At 73.1% G+C, this 24684-nt stretch carries 22 protein-coding genes; 17 read left to right on the top strand and 5 right to left on the bottom strand.

Going from position 1 to position 24684, the window contains the following annotated elements; genetic code table 11:
• Nucleotides 1–402: 402 nt before the first annotated feature.
• From FED44_RS09475 to FED44_RS09410, 12 genes are all read left to right on the top strand, one after another.
• Entirely contained in the window at nucleotides 403–1086 is a 684-nt protein-coding gene (locus FED44_RS09475; protein WP_111698302.1) for a hypothetical protein, read from the top strand.
• A gap of 1 nt (nucleotide 1087) precedes the next feature.
• On the top strand, nucleotides 1088–1891 hold the full coding sequence (locus FED44_RS09470) for a MinD/ParA family ATP-binding protein (protein ID WP_244301815.1): 804 nt from the start codon (nucleotides 1088–1090) through the stop codon (nucleotides 1889–1891).
• 67 nt (nucleotides 1892–1958) lie between these two features.
• Nucleotides 1959–3278 carry a CpaF family protein gene (locus FED44_RS09465; protein ID WP_111698300.1) on the top strand — a complete coding sequence of 440 codons (1320 nt, stop codon included), beginning with the start codon at nucleotides 1959–1961 and terminating at the stop codon, nucleotides 3276–3278.
• Nucleotides 3275–4246, top strand: coding sequence for a type II secretion system F family protein (locus tag FED44_RS09460; RefSeq protein ID WP_111698460.1), 972 nt, complete (start codon nucleotides 3275–3277; stop codon nucleotides 4244–4246). The genes FED44_RS09465 and FED44_RS09460 overlap by 4 nt, the downstream gene beginning before the upstream one ends.
• Nucleotides 4243–5289 (top strand): type II secretion system protein, encoded by a 1047-nt coding sequence (locus FED44_RS37190; RefSeq protein WP_244301814.1) that lies wholly within the window; start codon nucleotides 4243–4245, stop codon nucleotides 5287–5289. The genes FED44_RS09460 and FED44_RS37190 overlap by 4 nt, the downstream gene beginning before the upstream one ends.
• Complete coding sequence (locus FED44_RS09445; protein WP_138460427.1) at nucleotides 5289–5540, top strand: hypothetical protein; 252 nt, start codon at nucleotides 5289–5291, stop codon at nucleotides 5538–5540. The genes FED44_RS37190 and FED44_RS09445 overlap by 1 nt, the downstream gene beginning before the upstream one ends.
• A gap of 407 nt (nucleotides 5541–5947) precedes the next feature.
• The gene (locus FED44_RS09440; protein ID WP_244301813.1) at nucleotides 5948–6334 is read left to right on the top strand and encodes a TadE family protein; all 387 of its coding nucleotides are present in this window, start codon (nucleotides 5948–5950) and stop codon (nucleotides 6332–6334) included.
• A 179-nt stretch (nucleotides 6335–6513) separates the two neighbouring features.
• Nucleotides 6514–6897 carry a TadE/TadG family type IV pilus assembly protein gene (locus tag FED44_RS09430; RefSeq protein ID WP_138460424.1) on the top strand — a complete coding sequence of 128 codons (384 nt, stop codon included), beginning with the start codon at nucleotides 6514–6516 and terminating at the stop codon, nucleotides 6895–6897.
• Nucleotides 6898–7175: 278 nt separating this feature from the next.
• Complete coding sequence (locus FED44_RS09425) at nucleotides 7176–7577, top strand: pilus assembly protein TadG-related protein (protein ID WP_111698292.1); 402 nt, start codon at nucleotides 7176–7178, stop codon at nucleotides 7575–7577.
• Nucleotides 7574–11512, top strand: a complete 3939-nt coding sequence (locus FED44_RS09420) for a hypothetical protein (protein WP_138460423.1) — start codon at nucleotides 7574–7576, stop codon at nucleotides 11510–11512. Before FED44_RS09425 ends, FED44_RS09420 begins: the two co-directional genes overlap by 4 nt.
• Before the next feature lie 111 nt (nucleotides 11513–11623).
• The gene (locus tag FED44_RS09415) at nucleotides 11624–12313 is read left to right on the top strand and encodes a hypothetical protein (RefSeq protein ID WP_138460422.1); all 690 of its coding nucleotides are present in this window, start codon (nucleotides 11624–11626) and stop codon (nucleotides 12311–12313) included.
• The gene (locus FED44_RS09410; RefSeq protein WP_396697566.1) at nucleotides 12301–13302 is read left to right on the top strand and encodes a hypothetical protein; all 1002 of its coding nucleotides are present in this window, start codon (nucleotides 12301–12303) and stop codon (nucleotides 13300–13302) included. The genes FED44_RS09415 and FED44_RS09410 overlap by 13 nt, the downstream gene beginning before the upstream one ends.
• A gap of 60 nt (nucleotides 13303–13362) precedes the next feature.
• Here the strand turns inward: FED44_RS09410 and FED44_RS09405 are convergent, their stop codons facing one another.
• The 5 genes from FED44_RS09405 to FED44_RS09385 all read right to left on the bottom strand — a co-directional run bounded on the left by FED44_RS09405 (nucleotide 13363) and on the right by FED44_RS09385 (nucleotide 18611).
• Complete coding sequence (locus FED44_RS09405) at nucleotides 13363–13878, bottom strand: methylated-DNA--[protein]-cysteine S-methyltransferase (RefSeq protein WP_244301812.1); 516 nt, start codon at nucleotides 13876–13878, stop codon at nucleotides 13363–13365.
• Nucleotides 13869–15563: a DNA-3-methyladenine glycosylase 2 family protein gene (locus FED44_RS09400; protein WP_138460420.1), complete on the bottom strand. Its 1695-nt coding sequence runs from the start codon at nucleotides 15561–15563 to the stop codon at nucleotides 13869–13871. Before FED44_RS09400 ends, FED44_RS09405 begins: the two co-directional genes overlap by 10 nt.
• Before the next feature lie 161 nt (nucleotides 15564–15724).
• Nucleotides 15725–16606 (bottom strand): NYN domain-containing protein, encoded by an 882-nt coding sequence (locus tag FED44_RS09395; protein ID WP_244301811.1) that lies wholly within the window; start codon nucleotides 16604–16606, stop codon nucleotides 15725–15727.
• A 194-nt stretch (nucleotides 16607–16800) separates the two neighbouring features.
• Entirely contained in the window at nucleotides 16801–17025 is a 225-nt protein-coding gene (locus FED44_RS09390; RefSeq protein WP_138460419.1) for an acyl-CoA carboxylase epsilon subunit, read from the bottom strand.
• Nucleotides 17022–18611, bottom strand: a complete 1590-nt coding sequence (locus FED44_RS09385; protein ID WP_138460418.1) for an acyl-CoA carboxylase subunit beta — start codon at nucleotides 18609–18611, stop codon at nucleotides 17022–17024. Before FED44_RS09385 ends, FED44_RS09390 begins: the two co-directional genes overlap by 4 nt.
• A gap of 270 nt (nucleotides 18612–18881) precedes the next feature.
• Here FED44_RS09385 and FED44_RS09380 point away from each other — a divergent pair, with 270 nt between their 5' ends.
• The 5 genes from FED44_RS09380 (at nucleotide 18882) to FED44_RS09360 (ending at nucleotide 24675) form a co-directional block, all read left to right on the top strand.
• Nucleotides 18882–19646: an ABC transporter ATP-binding protein gene (locus tag FED44_RS09380; protein WP_138460417.1), complete on the top strand. Its 765-nt coding sequence runs from the start codon at nucleotides 18882–18884 to the stop codon at nucleotides 19644–19646.
• Nucleotides 19622–19825: a hypothetical protein gene (locus FED44_RS09375; protein WP_138460416.1), complete on the top strand. Its 204-nt coding sequence runs from the start codon at nucleotides 19622–19624 to the stop codon at nucleotides 19823–19825. The genes FED44_RS09380 and FED44_RS09375 overlap by 25 nt, the downstream gene beginning before the upstream one ends.
• Complete coding sequence (locus tag FED44_RS09370; protein WP_138460415.1) at nucleotides 19822–21378, top strand: hypothetical protein; 1557 nt, start codon at nucleotides 19822–19824, stop codon at nucleotides 21376–21378. The genes FED44_RS09375 and FED44_RS09370 overlap by 4 nt, the downstream gene beginning before the upstream one ends.
• A gap of 113 nt (nucleotides 21379–21491) precedes the next feature.
• Nucleotides 21492–21959 (top strand): hypothetical protein, encoded by a 468-nt coding sequence (locus FED44_RS09365; protein WP_138460414.1) that lies wholly within the window; start codon nucleotides 21492–21494, stop codon nucleotides 21957–21959.
• A gap of 79 nt (nucleotides 21960–22038) precedes the next feature.
• Nucleotides 22039–24675 carry a phosphoenolpyruvate carboxylase gene (locus FED44_RS09360; RefSeq protein ID WP_111698272.1) on the top strand — a complete coding sequence of 879 codons (2637 nt, stop codon included), beginning with the start codon at nucleotides 22039–22041 and terminating at the stop codon, nucleotides 24673–24675.
• Nucleotides 24676–24684: the final 9 nt, after the last annotated feature.

Below are 24684 nucleotides of genomic sequence, written 5' to 3'. Positions count from 1 at the left end.
CGGGACACCGTAGCCGCGCGCCCGCCGCTCATCTGGGCGTTTCCCGGAATAGGTAAAAGCGTCTGTCATCCGGCGACGTGTGACGGACCGGGAGACATGCCCGGCGCGGACCCGGCCCGCGCTTCCCGAGATGCCGCTGTGAGCCATGTGACAAGTGGGGCAGAAGTGGTCAGTTACTATCACGAAATGTCGGGATAGTAAAGCCTTGTGTCGATATGGCGATAGATCGACTCCCGTTGACAGGCGTATTCCTAACGGATAAGCATGGGTCGCCACTTCGCGCCACTTATGGCGGCGGGAGCTGGCCATAATGGAGTGAATTCGGAGCAACGGTAAGACCGTAATTACATTCAAGCGGCCCGAAAACAGAAGGGGCGCCGTCATCCTGGGGGTCCCCCACCCATGAGGATCAGCGAGAAGACGCCGCAGGACGCTCGCGCGGCGGCCCGGCCCGGCCTGTCCGGACCGGCCTCCCGCAAACTGCCCGTCCCGCCGAGGGAGCGCAAGCCCGCCCTCGCCGCGCTCGCCGTCCTCCTCATCCTGGGCGGCGCGCTGGCCACCACCCTTCTGGTCATGCGCAGCGGCGACCGCGTCTCCGCCGTGCAGATCACCCAGCAGGTGGGCGCCGGGCAGCGCATCCCGGCATCGGCCCTCAGAGAGGTGCAGATCGCCGACACCGGCATCGACTACGTCGCCTACCGCTACAAGGACGAGGTGGCCAAGACGTACGCCGCGGTGACGCTGTTGCCGGGCACGCTGCTCACCCAGCAGATGACTTCGAATTCGAGCGACCAGGTCGGGCCGGGCAAGGCCAAGGTCGGCCTCTCGCTCAAGGCGGGACAGATGCCCGGCGACCTCAGGTGGAGCGAGATCGTCCAGGTGGTCTACGTGCCCACTGCCGGTCGCGGCTCCGTCGCCGCCCAGCAGAAGGTGCTGACCACCGCCGCCCGCGTGGAGAGCATCTCCTCCGGACGGTCCGGCGGCGGGCTGGTCACGATCGTCGTCGACACCACGATCGCGCCGACCATCGCCCAGTACGCCTCCAGTGGGGAAATCGCCCTCATCTCGCTTCCGGGGGTCAAGTGACGTGGCGCTGATCGTGCTCGCGGCCGACAAGGGGGCGCCCGGCGTGACCACCGCGGCGACGGCCCTCGGCGCGGTGTGGCCCCGCCCGGTGCTGCTGGCCGAGTGCGACCCGTCCGGCGGCGACCTCGCCTACCGCCTGCCCGGGGCCGACGGGAGCGTGCTCAACCCCGGCCGCGGCCTGCTCAGCCTCGGCGCGGTCGCGCGGCGCGGGCTCCACACCGATCTCGTGTACGAGCACACGCAGAAGCTCGTCGGCGGTCTCGACGTGCTGGCCGGGCTGACCAGTGGGGAGCAGGCGGCGGGCCTCACCTGGCTGTGGGGGCCGCTCGGCCGGGCGTTCGCCGCCCTGCCGCAGGCCGACGTGCTCGCCGACTGCGGCCGCCTCGGACTGCACGCCCCCATCAACGACCTGATGGCCGAGGCCGACCTGGTGGTGCTGTTCACGCGGGCCAGCCTCGACCACGTCGCCCACCTGCGTGAGCGGCTGTCGCTGCTCGGCCGCAAGGCCGGCGTCGTCGTCATCGCCGACCCCCGGTCGTACCGCACCTCGCTGGAGGAGATCCGACGCATCGTGTCCGGCTGGGACGTCGCCTTCGTCGGCGGCCTGGCGCACGACCCGAAGGGCGCCGAACTGCTGCGCGGCCAGTGGGGCGGCAAACTCGACCGCAGCATGCTGATCCGTACGGCGCGGGAGCTGGCCACCCGCCTCGCCACGCACCTCGCGGGCGGCGAGGACGACTCGCAGTCGGCGCGGCGGCAGCCGGGCGGCCGGTTCACGCGACGGGCCCCGGAGGTGCGGTCATGACCGCGCGGACCGCCGGGCACGCCGGGCGGACCGGACGCTCCCGCGGGCGGCCGGGCGAGGGGGCGGCATGAACGCCCAGCGGCGGACCGTGGACCACGGCCTGGTGAAGCGGTTCCGGCAGGAGGTCGGCGACCGCCTGGCGCACCAGCGGCGGCTGGACCAGGCGAGCGGCCTGCCGCCCATGTCGGGGGAGGACGAACGGCAGTTCGCCCGGGCGCTGATCGCCCAGGTGCTGGAGGAGTTCGCGCGCGGCGAGATCGGCGTGGGGCGCACGCCGCCGACCGCCGAGGAGGAGGAGGCGCTCGCGGCGGGCATCCACGCCGCGCTCTTCGGCGTCGGCCGCCTCCAGCCGCTGCTGGACGACCCCGAGGTCGAGAACATCGACATCAACGGGTGCGACCGGGTGTTCGTCAGCTACGCCGACGGCCAGGAGATCATGCACGATCCCGTCGCGGAGTCCGACGAGGAACTGGTCGAGCTGATCCAGATCCTCGCGGCCTACTCGGGCCTCTCGTCGCGGCCCTTCGACACCGCGAACCCGCAGCTCGACCTGCGCCTGCCGGACGGCTCGCGGCTCTCGGCGGTCATGGACGTCACCGTGCGGCCCGCGCTGTCGATCCGCCGGTCCCGCCTCGGCAAGGTCTTCCTCTCCGACCTCGTCGGGAACGGCACGCTCACCCCCGAGGTGGGCAGGTTCCTCACGGCCGCTGTCGCGGCGCGCAAGAACATCATGCTCGCCGGGTCGACGAACGCCGGGAAGACGACGCTGCTGCGGGCGCTGGCCAACGAGATCCCGCCGACCGAGCGGCTCATCACCGTGGAACGCGCCCTTGAGCTGGGGCTGGACCAGTTCCCCGAGCTGCACCCGAACGTGGTGGCCTTCGAGCACCGCCTGCCCAACTCCGAGGGGCAGGGGGAGATCACGATGGCCGAGCTGGTGCGCCGCTCGCTGCGCATGAACCCCTCCCGCGTGATCGTGGGCGAGGTGCTCGGCGACGAGATCGTCACGATGCTGAACGCGATGACCCAGGGCAACGACGGGTCGCTGTCGACGATCCACGCCAACTCCAGCATGGAGGTGTTCAACCGCATCGCGACCTACGCGCTGCAGGCCGTGGAGCGGCTGCCCATCGAGGCCACCCACATGCTCATCGCCGGGGCCATCGACTTCGTGGTGTTCATCGAGAAGCGCAACGACTACCACCGGGGCGGCACGCTGCGCCGCTACGTGTCCAGCGTGCGCGAGGTCACCGGCTGCGACGGGCGGGTGCTGTCCTCGGAGGTGTTCGCGATGGCGGGCGGCTACGTGGTGCCGCACGCCCCGATCTCCTGCGCGGACGAACTGGCCGCCCACGGCTACGACCCGGCGATGGGAGCGTGGCGATGAGCGGCCTGCTGCCCGTGCCCCCGGACCTGCTCGACCCGCTGGTGCTGCTGCCCGGCGCCATGGCCGGCGGCGGGATCTTCCTGCTCGCCCTGGCCCTGTACGGCGTGCGTCGCCGGCCCGCCGCCCCCGACGGCAGGGCGAAGCGGACGGCGCTGCTGCGCACGCTGTCCACCAGGCTGGCGGTCGCCCTGATCACGGGGGTGCTGGTCCTGGTGGTGACGGGGTGGCCGGTCATCGCGGCAGGCGCCGTACTGCTGGTCATCGCCTGGCGCGGACTCACCGGCGGCGCGGCGGAGGAGCGGGCCGCGATGCGGCGGCTGGAGGGCCTGGCGGCCTGGACCGAGTCGCTGCGGGACACGATCGCCGGCGCGGCCGGCCTGGAGCAGGCCATTCCCTCGTCGATCCGGGCCGCGTCGCCGACGCTGCAACCCCATCTGCGGTCGATGGTCGACCGCCTGCACATGAGGATGCCGCTCTCCGACGCGCTGCGGATCTTCGCCGACGAGCTGGACGACACCTCGGCCGACCTCGTCGTGGCGGCGCTGATCCTCAACTCCCGGCTGCGCGGGCCGGGCCTGCGCGACGTGCTGTCGGCCCTGGCGGTCTCCGCCCGCGAGGAGCTGGACATGCGCCGCCGGGTGGAGGCCGAGCGCAGGTCCACCCGCAAGAGCGTGCAGATCGTCGTCGGCACCGCCCTTGTTTTTGCCGGCGCGCTCGTCGTGTTCAACCGGTCCTACGTGGAGGAGTACAACTCCGTGCTCGGCCAGGCCGTGCTGGTCATCGTGGCCGGCCTGTTCGGCGCGGGCTTCGCGTGGATGCGGCGGCTCGCCCGCTTCGACAAGCCCGCCCGGATCCTCGCCCCGCACCCTCGGGCCGAGATCTCTCCGCCGCAGACCCGCTCCCAGACGCGGCCGGTCCCCACCGGAGGAACCGTCGGTGGTCTCGCGGCCGAAGGGAGGACGCCGTGATCAACACCGTGCTCGCCGGGGTGGTGCTCGGGCTCGGGATCTTCCTGCTGCTGCGGGCGCTGTTCCCGCCCCGGCCCGGCCTGCTCGCCCGGCTCGCCGCGCTCGACCAGGCCCGCGACGGCACGGGCGTGCCGAGGGCCCCCCTGATCGCGCCGGAGGAGGACGTCAGCGAGTTCCGCCGTACGCTCGGCGTCCGGCTCGCCCGGTTCTACGAGAGCCGCGGCTGGGAGGCGCGCTCGGTCAAGGCCGACCTCGCGCTGCTCGGCAGGTCGTTCGAGGGCTTCCTGGCGACGAAGCTGCTGCTGGGCGTCTCCGGCCTGCTGGCGTTCCCGCTGCTCGTCGGCTGGCTGGCGCTGATGGAGTGGGGGGTCTCGCTGCAGGTGCCGCTGTGGTCGGCCCTGATCGTCTGCGTGGTCTTCTTCCTGCTGCCCGACGTGCAGCTCAAGCGGGACGCCGCCGTACGGCGCCGGGACTTCCGGCACGCGGTCGGGGCCTTCCTCGACCTCGTGGCGATGAACCTCGCGGGTGGCCGGGGCGTCCCGGAGGCGCTGATGATGGCGGTCTCCGTCGGCAGCCCCGCCGCCGCGCCCGGCGCGCTCAACGGGACGCTGAACGGCGCTTCGAGCGGCGCGGTCGCCGGCGCCTCGACCGGCACCGTGAGCGGTGGGGCGAGCGGTGCCGGGAACGCGGCCGGGCCCGCCCCCGGCGCGAACTGGGCCATGGAGCGCATCCGCGAGGCACTGGCGAACGCCCGGATCGTCGGCATCACCCCGTGGCAGGCGCTCGGCCAGCTCGGCGACGAGATCAACGTCGACGAGCTGCGCGACCTCTCGGCCGCCCTCGGGCTGGTCGCCGACGACGGCGCCAAGGTGCGCTCGTCACTCACCGCACGGGCCGCCACCCTGCGCCGCCGCGAGCTCGCGGAGGTCGAGGGCAAGGCGGGCGAGCGGTCCCAGTCGATGCTCGTCGCCCAGCTCCTGCTGTGCGCGGGTTTTGTGATCTTCCTTACCTTTCCGGCAGCCATGAAGATGTTGGGGGCCTGATGCTCTGGTTTCACTATCTGGTGGCCGTGCTCCACGTACGGCTCGACCGCGCCAGGACCGCTCCGTCCAGAGGAGCCTCGGCGGTCGAATGGGTGATCATCACCGCCATCATCGCCGGGGTCGCGCTCGGTCTGGCCACGCTGATCAAGTCGGTGGTCGAGGGACGGCAGGCCGACATCCAGAACAGCTTCGGCGGCGGCGGGGGTGGCGGCGGCGGTGGCGGCGGTGGTGGTGCCGGCGGCGGCGGGTGACCAGGGTGCAGGGCGGACGCGGCCGCGTGCCACGCGGCCCCTGTCCCCGGCGTGCCACTGAGCCGTGCGGGCTCGGTCCCGGACGGCTCGTCGACGCGTCGTGCGGCTCCGATCCCGGACGGAGTGGCATCGAGTTGTGTGGCATCGAGTTGTGCGGTGGCGGGCTGTGCGGGTCCGTACCCGGGCGGCACTGTGGCGGGTTGTGCGGTGGCGGGTTGTGCGGTGGCGGGTCGTGCGGGTCCGTACCCGGGCGGCGTGGCGGCCGGCCATGCGGCTCCGTTCCCTGGTCGCGTGCCGAAGGACCCCACGGCTCCATGCCATGGCGGCAGGGTGAGCGGGGCGGCGACCGGCGTGCTGAGCGGCGTGGTGAGCGGCGTGGTGGGCGGCGTGGTGAGCGGGGCGCGACGGTGATCGAGCTCGCCATCCTGATGCCGATCGTGCTGGCGGTCGTCTTCCTGATAGTCCAGGTCGCGCTCTGGTTCCACGGCCGTCAGGTCGCCGACGCCGCCGCGCGGGAGGGTGCGCGCGTCGCCAGGACGGCGGGCTCCTCCGACGGCTGGCAGGACGCCGCGGAGGGCAAGGCCCGGCAGATCGTGCAGGCGATCGGTCCGCAACTGCTGCGCGACGCCGAGGCGAAGGCCTGGGAGCAGGGCGACCAGCGGGGCATCGAGGTCACCGGCGACGCCGTACTGGTGGTGCCGCTGCTGCCCGAGATGGCCATCCACATCACCTCGCGCTTCGGCGGGCCCGTCGAGTGCTTCCGCCCGGACGACGGCTCGGAGGGGTGCGAATGACGCTCCGCTCCGCCCCGGCCTCCAACCGTGCCTCGGCTCCCCGCTCCGCCCTGACTCCCCGCTCCGCCCTGACTCCCCGCTCTGCCCTGTCTCTCCGCTCCGCTCGGGCTTCCCGCTCCACCCCGGCCCCAGGACTCGCCCGGGCTCCACATCTCGCCAGGAAAGGAGACAGGGGCTCGATGACGGCCGAGACGGTCATGCTCGCCCCCCTCTTCCTGCTGTTCCTGCTGTTCCTGGTCGCGGCGGGCCGGATCGTGGAGGCGCAGGGAGAGGTCAACGGGGCGGCGCGTGACGCCGCGCGGGCCGCCTCGGTGCAGCGCACGCGGTCGGAGGCCGAGTCGGCCGCCAAGGAGGCCGCCGAATCGGCCCTCTCCGGCGAGTGCTCCCCGGAGGTCGACATGTCGGGCACCGAGTGGGAGATGAGCACCGACGACCATCTCGCGGTCGTCCGGGCCACCGTGACCTGCGAGCTCGATCTGGCCGTACTCGGGTTCGGCGCGGCCAAGCAGATGTCGGGCACCTCGGTCGTGCCGCTGGAGCGGTTCCGGAGGGTGCAGGAATGATCCCTCTTTCCCGCCCCGCCGCCCCGCCGGCCGCCGCCCCCGCGCCAGGCGTTGTTCCGGTGCCGAATGCCGCGTCGGCGCTGGCTGTCGTCCCCGCACCGGCCGTCGCCTCGGCATCGGGCCATGCCCCGGCATCGTGCTTCGCTTCGGCACCGGCTTCCGGCCCGGCGCCGGGCGCCGCCCTGCGGCCGGGATCACCGGGTGGAGGCGCGCGTCGGGCACACCGGGCACAGCGTGCACACCGGACCGTACGGCGGAGAGCGGCGGAGCGGGGCTCCATGTCGGTGTTCGTGGTCCTGTTCTCAGGGGCGGTGTTCCTGCTGGCCGGGTTGCTCGTTGACGGCGGGGCGGCCATCAACGCCCGGCTGAAGGCGGCCGACATCGCCGAGCAGGCCGCCCGAGCCGCCGCCGACCAGATCGACGAGGAGACCCTGCGGGCCTCCGGTCAGGTGCGCCTGCTCGCGGACGACGGCGCGGTGTGCGGCCGGGCCGAGGAGATCACCACGGACCGCGACGCGGAGGGCGTACGCATGACCGACTGCACGGTGGGTGGTGGCCAGGCGGAGGTGACGGTGGGGGTGGCGGTCCACTGGGACGCCTTCTTCCTGTCCGCGCTCGGCTTCGCCGGCTCCGACATGGAGGCCGAGGCCACGGCCGCACCGGATCCGGGGGAGGAATGACGGACAGGTCCACACCGCAGGGCCGGCACTCCGCCCGCGAAGCCGCAGGGCAGACCCAGGCGCAGGTGCAGGGGCAGACCCAGGCGCAGGTGCAGGGGCAGACGCAGTGGCCGGACCGCGCCGCCGCGCCGTCGCGCGGCGTGCCCGGCCGTGCGGGCCACATACCCGGCCCGTCGTCCGGCCAGGCTCCCGGCCAGTTGTCCGGCCACGTTCCCGGTCCGTCGTCCGGGCAGGCTCCCGGTCCGTTGTCCGGGCAGGCTCCCGGTCCGTTGTCCGGCCAGGCTCCCGGCCACGCTCCCGGCCACGTTCCCGGCCAGTCGTCCGGCCACGTTCCCGGCCAGGACTATTACCAGGCCGTCCGTCAGGACCCGGGCCGGGGACCGCGACCGCGTCCCGAGGGCATGCCGTCCGTGCTGGCACCGCAGCGGGCGCCTGAGCACTGGCGCGACGACCGGACGGCGCGGCCGCGGCCCAGGCGCGGGGCGAAGGACGTGTTCGCCGGCATCGGGGCGTTCATCGCGCTCGTGGGCCTGGTGGGCGGCGTGCCGTACGCGCTGCTCAGGCTGGCCGGGCCGCCGATCAGCGGCGACCTGCTGAACCTCGACCTGTTCACCGATCACGTCGGCCCGGAAACGGTCATCGCGATCCTGGTCCTCCTGGTGTGGCTGGCCTGGTTGCAGTTGTTCCTGTGCGTGATCGTCGAGGTGTACGCGGGACTGCGCCGGGTCGGCATGCCGGCCCGGGTGCCGCTGTCGGGCGGCACCCAGGCGCTCGCGAACCGCCTCGTCGGCGCCGTCCTGCTGCTGTTCACGGCCACCGCCGCGGTGGTGCCCATCGCCCGCGCGGGCGCGCCCGTCGTGATCAAGCCGCAGACGGTCGCCGCCGCCGCCGTGTTGTCCGCGCCGGTGCCCCAGACCGAAGCGGACCGGCCGGCCCTGCACGCCAGGGAGGTCAAGAAGGTCTACGTGGTGCAGCCCCCGCACGGGCGTCACCACGAGAGCCTCTGGGAGATCGCGGACAAGTGCCTGGGTGACGGGCGCCGCTATCCAGAGATCTATCAGCTGAACCAGCACAAGGAGCAGCCCGACGGCAGTCGCCTCCACATGGCCGACCTCATCCGCCCCGGCTGGGTGCTCGACATGCCGGACGACGCGAGGAACGTCCACGTCGTGCCCGTCGACGAGGACCGGCCGGAGATCCTCGGGGAGCACCGGAACGCCCCCGCCGAACTCGACGGCACCACCCGTTACGGCGGCGGTGCCGGGGAGGCGGACACCAAGGGCGACGTCCGCGCGCATCCCCGCCCCACTCCCCACCACACGGCCGGCGGCGCCCAGGAGCGCTCGCACGCCACGCCCGACCCGCGCGCCTCCGCCGGCGGAACCGGTTCCCACGGCGGCACGGCCGGTGGCGAAAGGGACACGACGCTGCCCGACCAGGGCTCGGGAGACGCCCCGGCCGGGCCGGGCGGGAATGTGCGGCACACTCCGCCGGCGGCCGGGCCCGCCACCCCGAGGCCGGAGGGCACTCAGCATCAGGGCGACGCACGGCACGAGCCCGGCAGGGTGACCCCTCAGCCGGGCAAGCCGGGGGTCGTGCTGCCACCGCCCGCGATGCCGCAGGATCCCACCGGCGCGCACTCGCCGGGACACACCGGTAAGGCCACCACGCCGGACGCGCACGCCACCGGCAAGGCCACGACGCCGGACGCGCACGCGACGGGCGAGGGGTCACGGACGCCACGGCCGATCACGACCACCACCGCCCAGCCGGCCGCCGTGGGAGAGGCACGACCCACCGAGCAGCCGAGCGAGCAGGCATCCGGGCGAGCGGCCGACCAGCCCGGCGCGGGGTCCGCGCGGGAGGAGGGGCAGCCTCGGACGCATGTCCGGCCCGTCGCCGAGGCCACCGCACCCGGTCACCACGCCACCGCGTCCCCGTCCGCCTCGTCGTCCGCCCTCTCGCCGGGTGCTACGGCCGATGCCCACGGCGCACCCGCCGCAGCGGCCGGCGACCACGACGGAAGCGGGCCCGAGAAGGACGGGCCCGGTGAGGACGGGCGGGGTGAGGAGGGGCAGCGTGGCGGGCCGGTGCTCGCCGACTACCTCGCGGCGTCCTCACTGGCGGCGGCCGGGCTGCTGGCCCTGCTCGGCCGCAGGCGGCGGGAGCAACTGTGGCGCAGGGCGTTCGGGCGGCGGATCGCACGGCCACGCGGAGACGCCGCCGAGGCCGAGGTCGCCATCCGCCTCGGCGCCGACGCCCCCGGCAGCCGGATGCTCGACATCGGTCTGCGGCTGCTCGGCCGCCTGCTGGCCGACTCCGGCAGGCGGCCACCCACCATCTACGCCGTCCACCTGTCCAGCCGGGGCCTCGACCTGTGGATCCACCCGGCCGAGCAGGACGCGCCCGAGCCGTGGGAGGCCTGCGACGGCGGGCAGGTCTGGCGGCTCCCGGCCCACGAGGGGCGCCGCATCGACGAGCACGCGCTCGCCGGGGTGCCCGCGCCGTACCCCGGACTGGTCTCGCTCGGCACCGGTCAGGGCGGCCGGGTCCTGGTCGACCTGGAGGCCGCCCACGGAATCATCGCGATCACCGGCGCGCACACCGTCGCCGCCCTGTCCGCGCTCGCCGTGGAGCTCGCCACCAACCGCTGGTCCGACGACATGCGCCTCACGCTCGTCGGCTTCGGCGAGGAACTCGCCCTGCTCGCGCCCGAGCGGATCAGGACGGCGGGCAGCCTGGCCGAGGTGCTGCCCGAGTTCGAGGAGCGCGGCCGGCACGACGGCGACGTGCTCACCGGCCGTGTGCACAGCCGGGTGGCCGATCCCGCCTACACCCCGCACTACCTGCTGTCGGCCATCCGGCCCGACGAGGACGAGGCGCGCCGGCTGGCCCTGCTCGGCAAGGGCACCCGTACGGCGAGCGGCTTCGTGATCGCGGGCGCGGTGCCGCACGCCACCTGGAAGTGGGACATCACCGACGGCGGGCGGACCCGCGTCGACGCCCTGGGCCTGGACATCGAGGCGCACCTGCTGCCGCGCAGGCACTACGACGCCGTGGTCGGCCTGTTCCGGACCGCGCTGCGGCAGGAGAGCGAGCCGCTCACCCCCGTGACGGAGCGGCTCAGCGAGGAGCCGCCGGCCATCGAGGTGCGCGTCCTCGGCCCGATCGAGATCAGCCCGGTGAATCCGCTCGAAGAGGGCCGGGCCGCCCTCGCCCACGAACTCGTCGTCTACCTCGCCACGCATCCCGACGGCGTGCATCCGGTCGTCCTGGCCGGGGTGCTGTGGCCGCGCGGCGTGCAGACCGCGGTCCGCGACGCCACCATCGCCCGGGTCGCCGAATGGCTCGGCCGCGACTCCGAGGGGCGTCCCCACCTCTTCGCCGACCGGTCCGGGCGGTTGCGGCTCGGGCCGGAGATCCGTACGGACTGGCGGTTGTTCCAGGACCTCGTACGGCAGGCGAGCGAATGGGCCGGGACGTCCTCCTCGGGCGAGGTCGAGGAGGACCTGCTGAACCGGGCGTTGCGGCTGGTGCGCGGGCCGCTGCTGAGCGGCAGGCCGCCGGACCGGTACGCCTGGCTGGCGGCCGACCCGCTGGAATACGACGTGACGGCCTGGGTGGCGGACGCGGCGCACCAACTGTGCGAGATCAGGCTGCGGCGCGACGACCCGTACGGCGCGGTCGCGGCGGCCCGCGCCGGGTTGCTGCTCGCGGCCGACGACGAGGGGTTGTGGCGTGACCTGCTCCGCGCCTCGCACGCCACCGGGGAGCCGGTCCGGCTGCGGGCGGTCGTCGACGGCCTGGTGCGCCGCGCGGCCTCCCACCCCTACGGCGGCGGGATGGCCCCGGAGACCGAGGCGCTCATCGACGAGTTGCTGCCCGACTGGCGCCGCACCCTCTCACCCGATCTCCGAACCCAACGTCTCGCCTGAGCGGAGCGCCTGATGCCCGACCCATGCCGATTCGAGCATGACGCTGGATCATCACCGGCGACCCTTTCTAGGGTGGGACCGGCGGGGGATCGCGTACTGCGGAGGACCCCCTTGACGCGTCCGGGACTCGCCACGGCGGCGGCCACACTGCTCGTGTCGGCCTGCGCGCTGCTCACGTCGGCCTGCGCGGCGCCGGACGCGGACCACGGCTTCACCCCCGGTGGCGGCGCGGCCGCGCCCGCCGCGGCCGGTGCGGCGACCGGTGTGACAGGCGACGAGACCGGTGACGGGACGGGCGACGACGTGATCACGGCAGCGCCCGGCCTGCGGATCGAGATCGAATGGCCGCAGGGGCTCGACCCGGTGCGGTCGGCCGTGGTCAAGGCGTTCGCCGACGACTTCACGGCCCAGTGGCGGGCCGTCGGCACCCTCGGCGAGGACCGGTCGTACACCAAGGGGATCGACCCGGAGTCGTCGGCCTACCGGGACGCCGACCATTGGGTTCACGGATTCCTCAAGGACAGGCAGTCGGCCCGGGGCGTCGCCAAGGTCTACTCCCTGACCGTGCCCGCGATCATGGGGCGAGGGGCCGAGGCGGACGCCTGCGTCGATCTGACCGGCGTCCGGCTGACCGACCAGGAGGGCACCCCGCTGGCAGGTCAGCCCGCCTGGCTGAAACGCCCGCGTGCGGTCTTCCTGCAGACCGCCGGGTTGCGCCGCGGGGACGACGGCGCCTGGCGAATCGCCATGTATCACCACGCGGACTATCCGGACGAGCGCGCTAAGGAGTGCCTCCGTTGACTACAAGACCGACAATCGCGGTGACGTCCCTGCTGGCGGGAGGCATGCTCGCGGTGCTCACGCCGCTTGCCACGCCGCCCGCCTCGGCGGACCCGGGCGCCGGGCCGCACGGCGAGGCCTTCCAGCACGGCAGGAAGGCCGGCGTCAAGCTCACCAACTCGAAGATCACGCTGTCCGGCAGCGGGCTCAGGGGCAAGAGCGACGGCTACAAGATGCCCAATCCGTGCTGGTACGAGCCGAGCATGTCGGCGCAGGAGGCGCGTGACCTCAAGGTGCGGGAGAAGAAGGAGTCGGTGGAGACGGGCGGCGACTACCGGCCGGACCTCGGCGAGTTCTCGAGCAAACTCGACGAGAAGGGCTCGTGGTGGGGAGTCGGCTACAACGCGGGCGATCCCAAGGGGGAGGCGTGCGCGTCCGGGCGCGATCCGCTCGTGTGGGTGCCGGAGGGGGACACACCCGCAGGAGGCATCACGTTCGAGCAGCTCGCGCAGCTCGCCCGGGCCGCGCTGACCGTCCCCCAGCCGACCATCAAGCTGAGCCCGGACGCCAAGAGCTACGTGAACCTGGAGACATGGGTCTGGCTGGACCAAGCCAACCAGGCCCCCAGATCCGTCACCGCCACGCTGCCCGGGGTCATGTCCGCCACCGTCACGGCCACGCCGGACAAGAAGGGCATGACGATCGAGCCGGGGACGTCGCCCGACCGGGCCGAGGTCATCACCACCGGCTGCGGCCAGACCGGCCATCCGTACGTCAAGGGTGGCGATTTCACCTGCGGGGTCCGCTACAAGCGAGCGTCGATCGACCAGCCGCGCAAGGTCTACACCCTCACCGTGACGACCACCTGGAACGTCGTCGGCAACGGCCAGAACCTCGGCGGCGGTGCGGTCGACCCGTTCATCTACGCGCCGCTCAACTACGCGCCGGTCCAGGTGAACGCCCAGCGCGACGTGCCTGTGGGGGAGGTCCAGAGCGTCGTCCAGAAGTGACCGGCCGCCCGGCTCGCCGGGCGGCTCGTCAGGCCATTCGCTGGTCAGGCCACTCGCTCGTCAGGCCACGCCGGACTCGTGGGCGAGCAGCCATTCCTTGACCGGCGTGCCGTAGTAGTAGCCGCCGTAGCCGCCGGTCGAGGGCAGCACACGGTGGCACGGCACGAACGGCGCGACGAGATTCTGCGCGCAGGCCGACCCGGCGGCCCGCGCTGCGGTCCGCGGCAGTCCCGCCCGCTCGGCCAGCACGGCGTACGACACGGTGGTGCCGGCGGGCACGGCGCGCAGCGCCTCGTACAGGCGCTGCCTGGTGGGCGTGCCCGGCTGCCGGGCCGGGACCCGGTCGAGGGCGTCGATCTTCCCGTCGAGGTATTCGCGGACGGCCAGCGCCGCGTCGCCGAGGTCGTCCTCCCGCAGGGGGAGGGCCCGCAGCGACGGCGAGAGCCGCGCGTACATCTCGCGGGGATCGGCGGTGAAGCCCGCGGCGACGAGCGCGCCGTCGTGGGCCAGCAGGGCGAGAGGGCCCACCGGGGTGGGCACGATCTGCGTGAGGATCATCGGTTGCGTCACGTCCATGGGTCCGAATCTTGAGCTGAGGCTGTGTCCGGGTGGGTGTCCAAGGTGGCGGCCGAGGCCGGGGCCTGCTGCGCGGCGTGGCTCCACAGGTGGACCGCCGCGTACGCGCGCCAGGGCCGCCACCCCTCGGTCTCGCCGGTCGTGATGCCGAGCCGGTCCATGGTCCTGCGCAACACGAGGTCGCCCTCGGGCCAGGCGTCCGGGTCGCGCAGCGCGCGCAGCGCGATGTAGCTCGCCGTCCACGGGCCGATGCCGGGGATCGCCAGCAGCCGGGCCGTGGTGTCGGCGGGGTCCCCGGCGCCGTCGAGGTCGATCTCGCCGGAGGCGACCCCCTCGGCCAGCGCCCTGATCGTGGCGGTCCTGCGGGTGGTGAGCCCGAGGCCGTCCAGATCGGCGTCCGCCAGCCGGTCAGCGGTGGGAAACAGCAGCGGGATCTCGTTCACCGCCTCCGGGGTGGGCTCCCGATCCGCGAGGGAGGACTTCCGGTGAGCGGTGGAAAGGTCCTGCTCCTCGTCGGCGCGGTCCCGGTCCGCAGTGGTGGTGTTCCGGGTGGCGGGCGGAGGATTCTGCTCCGGGCCGGGGGCTTTTCCGCCCGAGCCGGCGGAGTTCGGGTCCGTGACGGCGGGGGTTCCGGCGCGGGTGGCGATGCGGCCGAGCAGCGTGCGGGCCCCGGCCACCGAGATCTGCTGTCCCACGACGGCGCGGACGGCCGCCTCGAACCCGTCGTACGCCCCCGGCACCCGCAGGCCCGGCCGGGCCTCGACCAGTGGCGCGAGCGACGTGCGGCCGAGGATCTCCCGCACCGCCCCCGGGTCGGCGTCCAGGTCGAGCAGCCGGCGGCACCGCGCCACCAGCGGCGACAGGCGGTGGGCCTCGGTGGTCCGCACGGTGAGCCTGACATGGTCCGCGGCGGGCCGCAGGGTGATCGAGCCGCCAGGGACGGCTCGGGTGTACGCCGCGACGTCCGTGCCGGACCAGCGGACCGCCTCCACCCCCGGGATCGCCCGGGCGGCGAGGAAGCGCAGCACCGACTGCGCGTCGTACGGCTGCCGGTGGCCGAGCCGCAGGGTCAGGCCGCTCGCGGGGGAGCAGAGGCCCCCGCCGCCGACCGGTCCGTTGCCTTTGCGCAGCTCGCCCGGCGCGAAGCCGTATGACTCCTTCATGGCCGCGTTGAACTGCCGTACGCTCCCGAACCCGGCGGCGAACGCGACGTCAGTGATCGGCAGAGCGGTCTCGGTGAGCAGTTGCTTGGCGAGCAGCAGCCGCCGGGTGCGGGCGACGGCGAGGGGTCCGGCGCCGAGCTCGGCGGCGAACAGGCGATGGAGATGGCGCTCGGTCACATGCAGGCGCCGGGCCAGCCCGGCGACGCCGGAGTCGTCGGCGACGCCGTCGTCGATCAGCCGCAGCGCGCGTCCCACCAGGTCGGCGCGTACGTCCCAGCCGGGGTCACCCGGGCTGAGCTCCGGGCGGCAGCGGCGGCAGGGCCGGAATCCGGCGGCCTCGGCCGCGGCGGCGTGCCGGTAGAAGCGGACGTTTCCCCGTCCGGGCGTGCGGGCCGGGCAGATCGGGCGGCAGTAGATGCCGGTGGTCGTGACAGCCGTGTAGAAACGCCCGTCGAAGCGGGAGTCCCGGGCGGACACGGCCAGGTAGCACGCGTCGAAGTCGAGCTGTCGTGTGGTGGTCACGCACACGACGTTATGCCCAGGCCACCGATGCGGGCTCGCGGAAATCGGACGTGGACGTCACACCGAATCATCAAGGCCGGATGCCAAGGCGTGGTCGCACTCGCGCGAGGCCGGGCGGTGCGGCGCCGGGCCATGCTCTCGCGTGGGACGGGAGGTCGGCGTCACTTGCTGGAGATGCCGACCCCGAGGTCGAACTCGCGGTACACCCGGGCCCAGAAGCCGTCGCGCAGCCACACGCGCGCCTCGGGATAGGGCCGCAGGGAATGGCCGAGTTCCTTCTCGGCCTCGATGAGCAGTTCGGTGTCGATCACCGTGGGCAGGATCGGGCCGGGCAGCAGGTCGCGGATGTTGTCCCGGCCGCGGGTCAGTATCCATTTCTGCGCGACGTGCTCGCCGACCTCCTCCACGTGGGGCCGGCCCGGGCCCAGCTTGGAGGTCTGGCCGACCGGCGTCTTCGGCGGCATCGGCTTGGCGCGGCCCGCGAAGACCTGGGCGGGCGACGGCGCGGGCGTGACGGGCACCGGCACGGGAGCGCGGGTGAAGAACGGACGCAGGAAGTCGGCGCTCAGGATCTCGACGGTGTCCGACTCCCAGACGAGCCGTTCGGCCTGGTTAGTCCCGAACGGCGGCTCGACGCCCCACAGGTGGACGCGAACGCCGTACGCCTGGGCTGCCTCCACGGCGGGCACCATGTCCTCGTCACCGGCGATCAGCACGGTGTCGTTCACGGCGTGATGCCGGGCGAGCGCCTCCAGGTCGCTGCGGATCTGCGCGTCCACGCCCTTCTGCTGGCCACGGGCGTTCAGGTTGCCGAGCCGCACCTTGACCCAGGGCAGCTGGGCGATCACCCGCTGGTCCACGGTGGGCACCCGGTCGCGTGCGGCGTCGTACCAGTACACCCGCAGCAGTTCACCCGAGATGCGGTCCACAGCATGCTTCTGCAGCGACTGGATCAACTCGTCCGCGGCGACGCGGTACTCCTTACGCTCCTTGGCGCCTAAGAGAACTTCACCGGCAGCGGCGTAAAGGTAACCAACGTCCACCAGAACGGCATACTTTGCGGCGATCCCATGTGCGCTGAAGTCCGGGATGGCCATGGTGTCCTCCAGGACTCGTCACTAGATGATCAGGCGACTATATTCCCCCGCTTTCTAGATAGTCCCAACTCTTGGGCCAGTTGACACCCGGTTCCGTCGATGTAATCAGGCTGTGGTCCCCGGCTGATCCCGGCTGCCGGTCACCGGGTGCCGGGGAGGAAGGCGGAGCGCCACGCCCCCGGGCCGTGCCGCAGCGCCGGGCGTATGCCGCGCCCCGCGTACCTCCAGTTTCCGCTGGTGGCGGGCGGGGCCTCCCGCGGGGCGTGTGCCGACGCGCGGGCCAGCAGCGCGGCGAGCAGGGCGGCGGTCTCCTCGGGGGTGGCGTCCCCCCGGATGATCTCCAGGTACGGCTCGCGAGGGCTCACAGCGGGATGTTCCCATGCTTCTTCGGCGGCAGGGCGGCCCGCTTGTTGCGCAGTGCCCGCAGCGCGCGGACGATCTGGACCCGGGTGTCCGACGGCCGGATCACCGCGTCCACGTAGCCGCGTTCGGCGGCCAGGTACGGGTTCGCCAGCGCGTCCTCGTACTCGGCGACGAAGTTCGCCCGCGCCGTGTCCGGGTCGTCGGCGGCGGCCAGTTCACGCCGGTAGAGGATGTTGACGGCGCCCTGCGCCCCCATCACCGCGATCTGGGCGGTGGGCCAGGCCAGGTTGACGTCCGCGCCGAGGTGCTTGGAACCCATGACGTCGTACGCCCCGCCGTACGCCTTGCGGGTGATGACGGTGACCAGCGGCACGGTCGCCTCGGCGTAGGCGTAGAGGAGCTTGGCGCCGCGCCGGATGATGCCGTTCCACTCCTGGTCGGTGCCCGGGAGGAAGCCCGGCACGTCGACGAAGGTCAGCACCGGGATGTTGAAGGCATCGCAGGTGCGGACGAACCGGGCGGCCTTCTCGGAGGCGGCGATGTCGAGCGTCCCGGCGTAGCTCATCGGCTGGTTGGCGACGACGCCCACCGAACGTCCCTCGACCCGGCCGAAGCCGACCAGGATGTTCGGCGCGAAGCCCGCGTGGATCTCCAGGAACTCCCCGTCGTCGAGGACGTGCTCGATCACCGTGTGCATGTCGTACGGCTGGTTGGCCGAGTCGGGGATCAGCGTGTCGAGCACGCGGTCGTCCTCGGTCGTCTCCAGGACCGCATCCGCCTCGAAGGCCGGCGGGTCGTCCATGTTGTTGGACGGCAGGAACGACAGCAGCGCCCTGGCGAAGTCGAGGCAGTCCTGCTCGTCGGACGCCTCATAGTGGGCGACGCCGCTCCGGGAGTTGTGCGTGTGGGCCCCGCCCAACTCCTCGAACGTCACCTCCTCGCCGGTGACGGTCTTGATCACGTCCGGGCCGGTGATGAACATGTGCGACTTCTCCCGGACCATCAGCACGAAGTCGGTCAGCGCGGGGGAGTAGACCGCGCCACCGGCGCACGGACCCATGATCAGCGAGATCTGCGGGATCACCCCGGAAGCGTGCACGTTGCGCTTGAAGATCTCCGCGTACAGGCCGAGGGAGACCACGCCCTCCTGGATGCGCGCGCCGCCCGAGTCGTTGATCCCGATCACCGGGCAGCCGGTCTTGAGCGCGTGGTCCATCACCTTGACGATCTTCTCGCCGAAGACCTCGCCCAGCGAGCCGCCGAACACGGTGAAGTCCTGCGCGAACACGGCGACCGGGCGGCCGTCCACCGTGCCGTACCCGGTCACGACCCCGTCGCCGTACGGGCGTTCGCGGTCCAGGCCGAAGGCGGTCGCCCGGTGCCTGGCCAGTTCGTCGAACTCCACGAACGACCCCTCGTCGAGGAAGGCCGCGACCCGCTCGCGGGCCGTCATCTTTCCCTTGGCGTGCTGTTTCTCCACCGCCCGCGCGGAGCCCGCGTGGGCCGCCTCGCCGAGGCGCCGCTCCAGGTCGGCGATCTTGCCCGCGGTGGTGTGGATATCGATCTCGTGGGCGCGTTCCGCGCTCATCGTCACCTCGCCGTTCCTCGCATGCTCAGCGGGTCCCGCGATCCGGTCCGGGCCGCGTCGAATCCATGGCCGACAGGTTAACGAGACTCGCACCGCGAGGTCGCGCCGGGGCGCGGCCGGAAAGAGCCGGGGAGGAGTCCTGGGAGAGTCCTGGGCGGAGTCCCAGGAGGAACGGAGGCCGCGTGTCGTTCGTTCGGCCATACGACCGGGCCTTCAGAACCGGGCCTTCACGACCAGGCCGCACGACCATCGGCGGGAGAAGGGGGCGCAATGGGTGACGCCGTACGCACGCAGGGCCTGTACAAGCGCTTCGGGCGGCAGGTGGCGGTCGGCGGGGTCGACCTGGTGGTGCCGAAGGGCGGTTTCGCCGGCCTGGTCGGCCCGAACGGCGCGGGCAAGACGACGACGCTGAGCATGATCACCGGGTTGCTGCGCCCCGACGGCGGGCGGATCGAGATCGACGGCCACGACGTGTGGGCCGATCCCGTCGCCGCCAAGGCGCGGATCGGCGTGCTGCCCGAGGGCCTGCGGCTGTTCGAACGGCTGTCCGGCCGCGAGTTGCTGCTGTACGGCGGCCAGTTGCGCGGCATCCCCCTGGACGAGGCCGGCAGGCGCGCCGACGAGCTGCTCAGGGTCATGGACCTGGTCGAGGCCCAGGACAAGCTGGTGGTCGACTACTCGACCGGCATGCGCAAGAAGATCGGCCTCGCCGCGGCGCTGCTGCACAACCCGCGCGTGCTGTTCCTCGACGAGCCGTTCGAGGGCGTCGACCCGGTCTCGGCCAACACCCTGGCCGAGGTGCTGCGCAGATACACCGCCTCGGGCTCCACCGTCGTCTTCTCCAGCCACGTGATGGACCTGGTCGAGCGGCTGTGCGACTGGGTGTCGGTGATGAACGGCGGGCTCGTCGTCGCGCAGGGCCCGCTCGACGACGTACGGCGGGGCCGCACCCTCAACGAGGCGTTCCTCGACCTCGTCGGCGCACGCGGAAACGGGGAGGAGGGCCTGTCGTGGCTGGGCACCTCGGCCTCCTGACCGCGCGGTCCACCGGCATCCCGACCGCCCCGCAGGCGGGCCTCCTGACCGCGCGGTCCACCGGCATCCCGACCGCCCCGCAGGCGGGCCTCCTGACCAAGCGGCCCACCGGCATCCCGACCGCCGCTCACGTGGGCCTCCTGACCGCGCGGCCGGTCGGACGGGGGAGCGCGTCATGACGTGGCTGTTCGTCCGGATGAAGCTCAGCCTCGTCCGCGGGAGCCTGCGCGGCGAGCTGGCCAGGCAGCTCGGGTTCGTCTTCTCGCTGCTCGCCGCCGTCCTCATGGCGGTCGCGGGGTTCGGGCTGTTCGCACTCGTACGGCTCGCGCCGCACGACATCGCCCTCGACGTCGTGCCGGTGGCGTTCGCGATGTTCGCCGCCGGGTGGATCGTCGTGCCGCTGATGGCCTTCGGCCTGGACGAGACGCTCGACCCGGCCCGGCTGGCCCTGTTCCCGCTGACCACCCGGCAGCTCGCGACCGGACTGTTCGCCGCGTCCGTCGCCGGGCCGTGGCCGATCGCCTCGCTGGTCGCGCTCTCCGGCGGCGTGGTCGCGCTCGCCCACGGGCCGGGCGGCGTGCTGCTCGGGGTGCCCGCGGTGGTCCTCCAGTTCGCCTTCTGCATAGTGATCTCCCGCCTGGTCACCACCGCGTTGTCCAGCGCACTGCGCACCCGGCGGGGACGCGACGTGCTCGCGGTCGCCGCCGTCTTCGGCGTGCTGTTCGCCCAGTTGCCTAACCTGCTGCTCAACCAGAGGCTCGCGGCCGACCCCGCGGGGCTGCTGGCGTCGGCGGCGGACGTCCTGCGCTGGACGCCGCCCGGCCTGGCCGCGCACGCGATCGCCGACGGCGGGCTCGCCGGCGTGGCCGACCTGGTCGTCGTCGCGGTGACGGTGGTCGTGCTGGGATGGCTGTGGATCACGGCGCTGCGGCACGCGCTGGTGCGGCCAGACTCCTCCAACCAGGGCGGCGGGTCGGTGCGCCGGTCCTGGGCCGGCGGACTCCTGCCGGGCGGCATGATCGGCGCCGTCGTCGCCAAGGAGCTGAAGTACGCCCGGAGGGAGCCGCGCGGCCGGGTGAACTGGATCATCGCGATCTTCGTGAGCGCGGTCGTCATGTTCTCCCTGCACGGGCCCGGCGTCTCGGCGGGCCCCACGTCCGCGATCGGCCCCGCCTGCCTGGCCGCCCTGGTGATCGGGCTGCAGTCGGCCAACTCCTTCGGCATCGACGGCAGGTCGCTGTGGATGAACGCGGTGGCCTTCGGCACCCCGCGTGACCTGCGCACCGACCTGGCCGGGCGGCACCTCGCCATGGCGGTCATCGCGGTGCCGCTGCTGGCGCTGGCGTCGCTGGCCGCCGCCCTGGTGGCGGGCGACGCCACCTGGGCCCCCGCCGCCGCGCTCACCGCGTGGGGCGTGCTCGGCGTCGGCATGGGAGTCGGCGCGCTCACCAGCGTGACCGTCCCGTACACCTATCCCGACCGGCTCAACGCCTTCAGCGGCGCCGCACCCGGGCAGGGCGGGCAGGCGTTCGTCTCGTCCTTCGCCACGATGCTCGCCGTCGCCGCGCTCGCGCTGCCCGTCGCGCTGCCGGTCCTGCTCGGCACGACCTGGGTCGCCGTGCTCGCGGTGCCGTACGGCGTGGCGGTCGCCTGGGCGGGCCGCCGGCTCGCGTCCGGCATCGGCTTCGCCCGGTTCCCCGAACTCCTCGCCGCCGTATCCCGCCCCACCTGACTGCGTCTTCTGCCCTGTCTGTCACGTAACAGAGCGGTCGCGAAGTCCTTGCGGTGTTGCGGGCGTTATGGGCTGTCCCTATAACGGTCTGGACCGTTCTAAGGGGATGAACAATGCACGACCGCAGGCGGCTGGGCCGCGTGATCTGGGCGCCGCTGGTCGCGGCGGCGCTGAGCGGACTGGTCATCGGGGCGGTGGCGCGCCTCCTGATGCGGGGGATCACGCTGGCCATCGGCGGACTGACCGGTTTCTCCCTGGTGAGCACTTTGGCGATCATCGTCGTCTTCGTCGTGCTGGCCGTGCCCGCGGCGGTGACCGCGACCGCGCGCCCGGTGGTCAGGCACGCCGGCCGGTGGGTGACCGCCGTGGTCACCGGGATGCTGGCCGCGGGGACGGGGCTCAGCGACGCGAAGACGATCCTGCTGGCCGACGAGAGCCGGTTGACGACGATCGCCGTCCTGATCGTCGCCTTCGCCGCCGCCGTGGTGGCCCACGGCCTGCTCGCCCAGCACCTCACCCTCCGCTTCAGGCGGCTCCCGGCGGGCGACAGCACCCCCGCCGAGGCGCTCGGGACAATCTGATCTGTCCCTTTTCAGTGGTCTAGTCCAATAAGTGAGACCGCCCTCGGGGCGCGAAGAGTCATTCGCTAGCCTTCCAACCATGGCCGCCATCGCTCCTGCCGAACGACACAACGCCGTAGCGGAGATGCCGGATGAACTCCGCGCCGACGTGCGCCTCCTGGGTGGACTGCTGGGTCAGGTGATCGCCGAACACGGCGGCCCCGACCTCCTCGCCGACGTGGAACGGCTCCGGAAGGCGGTGATCGCGGCGCGCCGTCAGGAGACGACGGCCGACGAGGTCGCGGCCCTGGTCGCCGAATGGCCCGTCGACCGCGCCGTGCAGATCGCCCGCGCCTTCACCTGCTACTTCCACCTCGCCAACCTCGCCGAGGAGCACTACCGGGTCCGTACGCTCCGGCAGCGCGACAAGGACGACGTGCCGCTGCGCGAGTCGCTCGCCGAGGCCGTCCAGCGGCTGCGCGGGGACGACCGCCTCCAGGGACTGATCGACGGGCTGGAGTTCCGGCCGGTGCTGACCGCGCACCCGACCGAGGCGCGGCGGCGCGCGATCGTCACCGCCATCCAGCGGATCAGCGCGCAGCTCGACGCGTACAACCTGCCGGGACGGGGCGCCGCCGAGCGCGAGGAGGCCCACCGGCGGCTGCTGGAGGAGATCGACCTCCTCTGGCGGACCGCCCAGCTGCGGCACACCAAGCTCGACCCCCTGGACGAGGTCCGTACCGCGATGGCGGCGTTCGACGAGACGCTCTTCCGTACGGTGCCGCTGATCTACCGGTCGCTCGACGCGGCGCTCGGCCCGGGCACCGGGACGCGGGAGCCGCAGGCCAAGGCGTACATCCGCTACGGCAGCTGGATCGGCGGCGACCGCGACGGCAACCCCAACGTCACCGCCAAGGTGACCAGGGAGGCCATGCAGATCCAGGCCGAGCACGTGCTCATCGCGCTGGAGAACGCCACCACCAGGATCGGCAGGTCGCTGACCCTGGCCGCCGCCTACACGCCGCCGTCCGCCGACCTGCGCGCCGCGCTCGCCCAGGCCGAGGACGACCACCCCGACCTGGTGTCGGAGATGGCCACCCGCTCGCCGATGGAGCCGCACCGCCAGTGGCTGATGTTCGTGGCGGCCAGGATCGCCGCGACCCGCCGCCGCGACCTCGATCTCGCCTACCGCGCGCCGGCGGAGCTGCTCGCCGACCTGCGGCTCGCCCAGGACTCCCTGCGCGGCGCGGGCGCCGTACGGCAGGCGTACGGCGAGTTGCAGCACCTCGTCTGGCAGGTGGAGACGTTCGGGTTCCACCTGGCGGAGCTGGAGGTGCGCCAGCACTCGGCCGTCCACGCGGCGGCGCTGCAGGAGATCGCCTCCGGCACGCTGTCCGAGCGCACCGAGGAGGTCCTGGCCACGATCCGGGTGATCGGCTGGATCCAGGAGCGCTTCGGCGTGACCGCCTGCTCCCGGTACGTCGTCTCGTTCACCCGCTCGGCCGACGACATCGCCGCCGTGTACGAGCTCGCCCGGCACGCCCTGGGCGACCGCGCCCCGGTGCTCGACGTGGTTCCGCTGTTCGAGTCGGGCGAGGACCTCGACAACTCCACCAGGGTCCTGGAGGGCATGGCCGCGCTGGAGCCGGTGCGTAAGCGGCTCGCCGCCAACGGGCGGCGCATGGAGGTCATGCTCGGCTACTCCGACTCGGCCAAGGAACTCGGCCCGGCGGCGGCCACCCTGCGCCTCTACGACGCGCAGGCGGCGCTGACCGCGTGGGCGGCGGCCAACGACGTCCGGCTCACGCTCTTCCACGGCCGCGGCGGCGCGCTCGGCCGCGGCGGCGGCCCGGCCAACCGCGCCGTGCTCGCCCAGGCCCCGGGGTCGGTGGCCGGACGGTTCAAGGTCACCGAGCAGGGCGAGGTCATCTTCGCCCGGTACGGCCACTCGGCCATCGCCAAGCGCCACATCGAGCAGGTCACCAACGCCGTGCTGCTGGCGTCCACCTCGGCGGTGGAGTCGAGCACGGCCGAGGCGGCGGCCAAGTTCCGCCGGCTCGCCGACCTCGTCGCCTCGGCCTCCGAACGCGCGTACCGGGCGCTGACCGAGGCCCCGGGCTTCCCCGAGTGGTTCGCGCTGGTCAGTCCGCTGGAGGAGCTGGGCTCGCTGCGGCTCGGCTCCCGGCCCGCGCGGCGCGGTCTCGGCGCGCCCCGCTCGCTCGACGACCTGCGGGCCATCCCCTGGGTCTTCTCGTGGGCCCAGACCCGGGTCAACCTCCCCGGCTGGTACGGCCTGGGCAGCGGCCTGGCCGCCGTGGTCACCGACGGCGGGATGGCCGAACTGCGCGCGGCGTACCAGGAGTGGCCGCTGTTCGCCGCGATGCTGGACAACGCGGAGATGTCGCTGGCCAAGACCGACCGGGCCATCGCGTCGCGCTACCTGGGGCTGGGCGGGCGGAGCGACTTCGCCGAGCAGGTCCTGGAGGAGTACGACCTGACGAGGCGGCTGGTGCTGGAGGTGACCGGCCACGACCGCCTGCTGGAGAACCGGCGGGTCCTCTCGCGGGCCGTGCAGCTCCGCGATCCGTACGTGGACGCGCTCAGCCACCTGCAACTGCGCGCGCTGTCGGCGCTGCGGGCGTCCGGCGACCTGTCGGAGGAGGAGCGCGAGCGCCTCTCCACGCTGCTGCTGCTGAGCGTGAACGGCGTCGCCGCCGGCCTCCAGAACACCGGCTGACCGGCCGGT

The organism is Microbispora triticiradicis, from assembly GCF_005864065.1.
GTDB lineage: Bacteria > Actinomycetota > Actinomycetes > Streptosporangiales > Streptosporangiaceae > Microbispora > Microbispora triticiradicis.
This window is presented reverse-complemented; position numbering and strand designations above follow the sequence as displayed.

Excerpts from the sequence above, each read along its gene's own strand:
- FED44_RS09475 (WP_111698302.1), top strand. The coding sequence starts at position 403 with ATGAGGATCAGCGAGAAGACGCCGCAGGACGCTCGCGCGGCGGCCCGG.
- FED44_RS09465 (WP_111698300.1), top strand. The coding sequence starts at position 1,959 with ATGAACGCCCAGCGGCGGACCGTGGACCACGGCCTGGTGAAGCGGTTC.
- FED44_RS09460 (WP_111698460.1), top strand. The coding sequence starts at position 3,275 with ATGAGCGGCCTGCTGCCCGTGCCCCCGGACCTGCTCGACCCGCTGGTG.
- FED44_RS09445 (WP_138460427.1), top strand. The coding sequence starts at position 5,289 with ATGCTCTGGTTTCACTATCTGGTGGCCGTGCTCCACGTACGGCTCGAC.
- FED44_RS09430 (WP_138460424.1), top strand. The coding sequence starts at position 6,514 with ATGACGGCCGAGACGGTCATGCTCGCCCCCCTCTTCCTGCTGTTCCTG.
- FED44_RS09425 (WP_111698292.1), top strand. The coding sequence starts at position 7,176 with ATGTCGGTGTTCGTGGTCCTGTTCTCAGGGGCGGTGTTCCTGCTGGCC.
- FED44_RS09420 (WP_138460423.1), top strand. The coding sequence starts at position 7,574 with ATGACGGACAGGTCCACACCGCAGGGCCGGCACTCCGCCCGCGAAGCC.
- FED44_RS09405 (WP_244301812.1), bottom strand. The coding sequence starts at position 13,878 with ATGGACGTGACGCAACCGATGATCCTCACGCAGATCGTGCCCACCCCG.
- FED44_RS09385 (WP_138460418.1), bottom strand. The coding sequence starts at position 18,611 with ATGAGCGCGGAACGCGCCCACGAGATCGATATCCACACCACCGCGGGC.
- FED44_RS09380 (WP_138460417.1), top strand. The coding sequence starts at position 18,882 with ATGGGTGACGCCGTACGCACGCAGGGCCTGTACAAGCGCTTCGGGCGG.
- FED44_RS09370 (WP_138460415.1), top strand. The coding sequence starts at position 19,822 with ATGACGTGGCTGTTCGTCCGGATGAAGCTCAGCCTCGTCCGCGGGAGC.
- FED44_RS09365 (WP_138460414.1), top strand. The coding sequence starts at position 21,492 with ATGCACGACCGCAGGCGGCTGGGCCGCGTGATCTGGGCGCCGCTGGTC.
- FED44_RS09360 (WP_111698272.1), top strand. The coding sequence starts at position 22,039 with ATGGCCGCCATCGCTCCTGCCGAACGACACAACGCCGTAGCGGAGATG.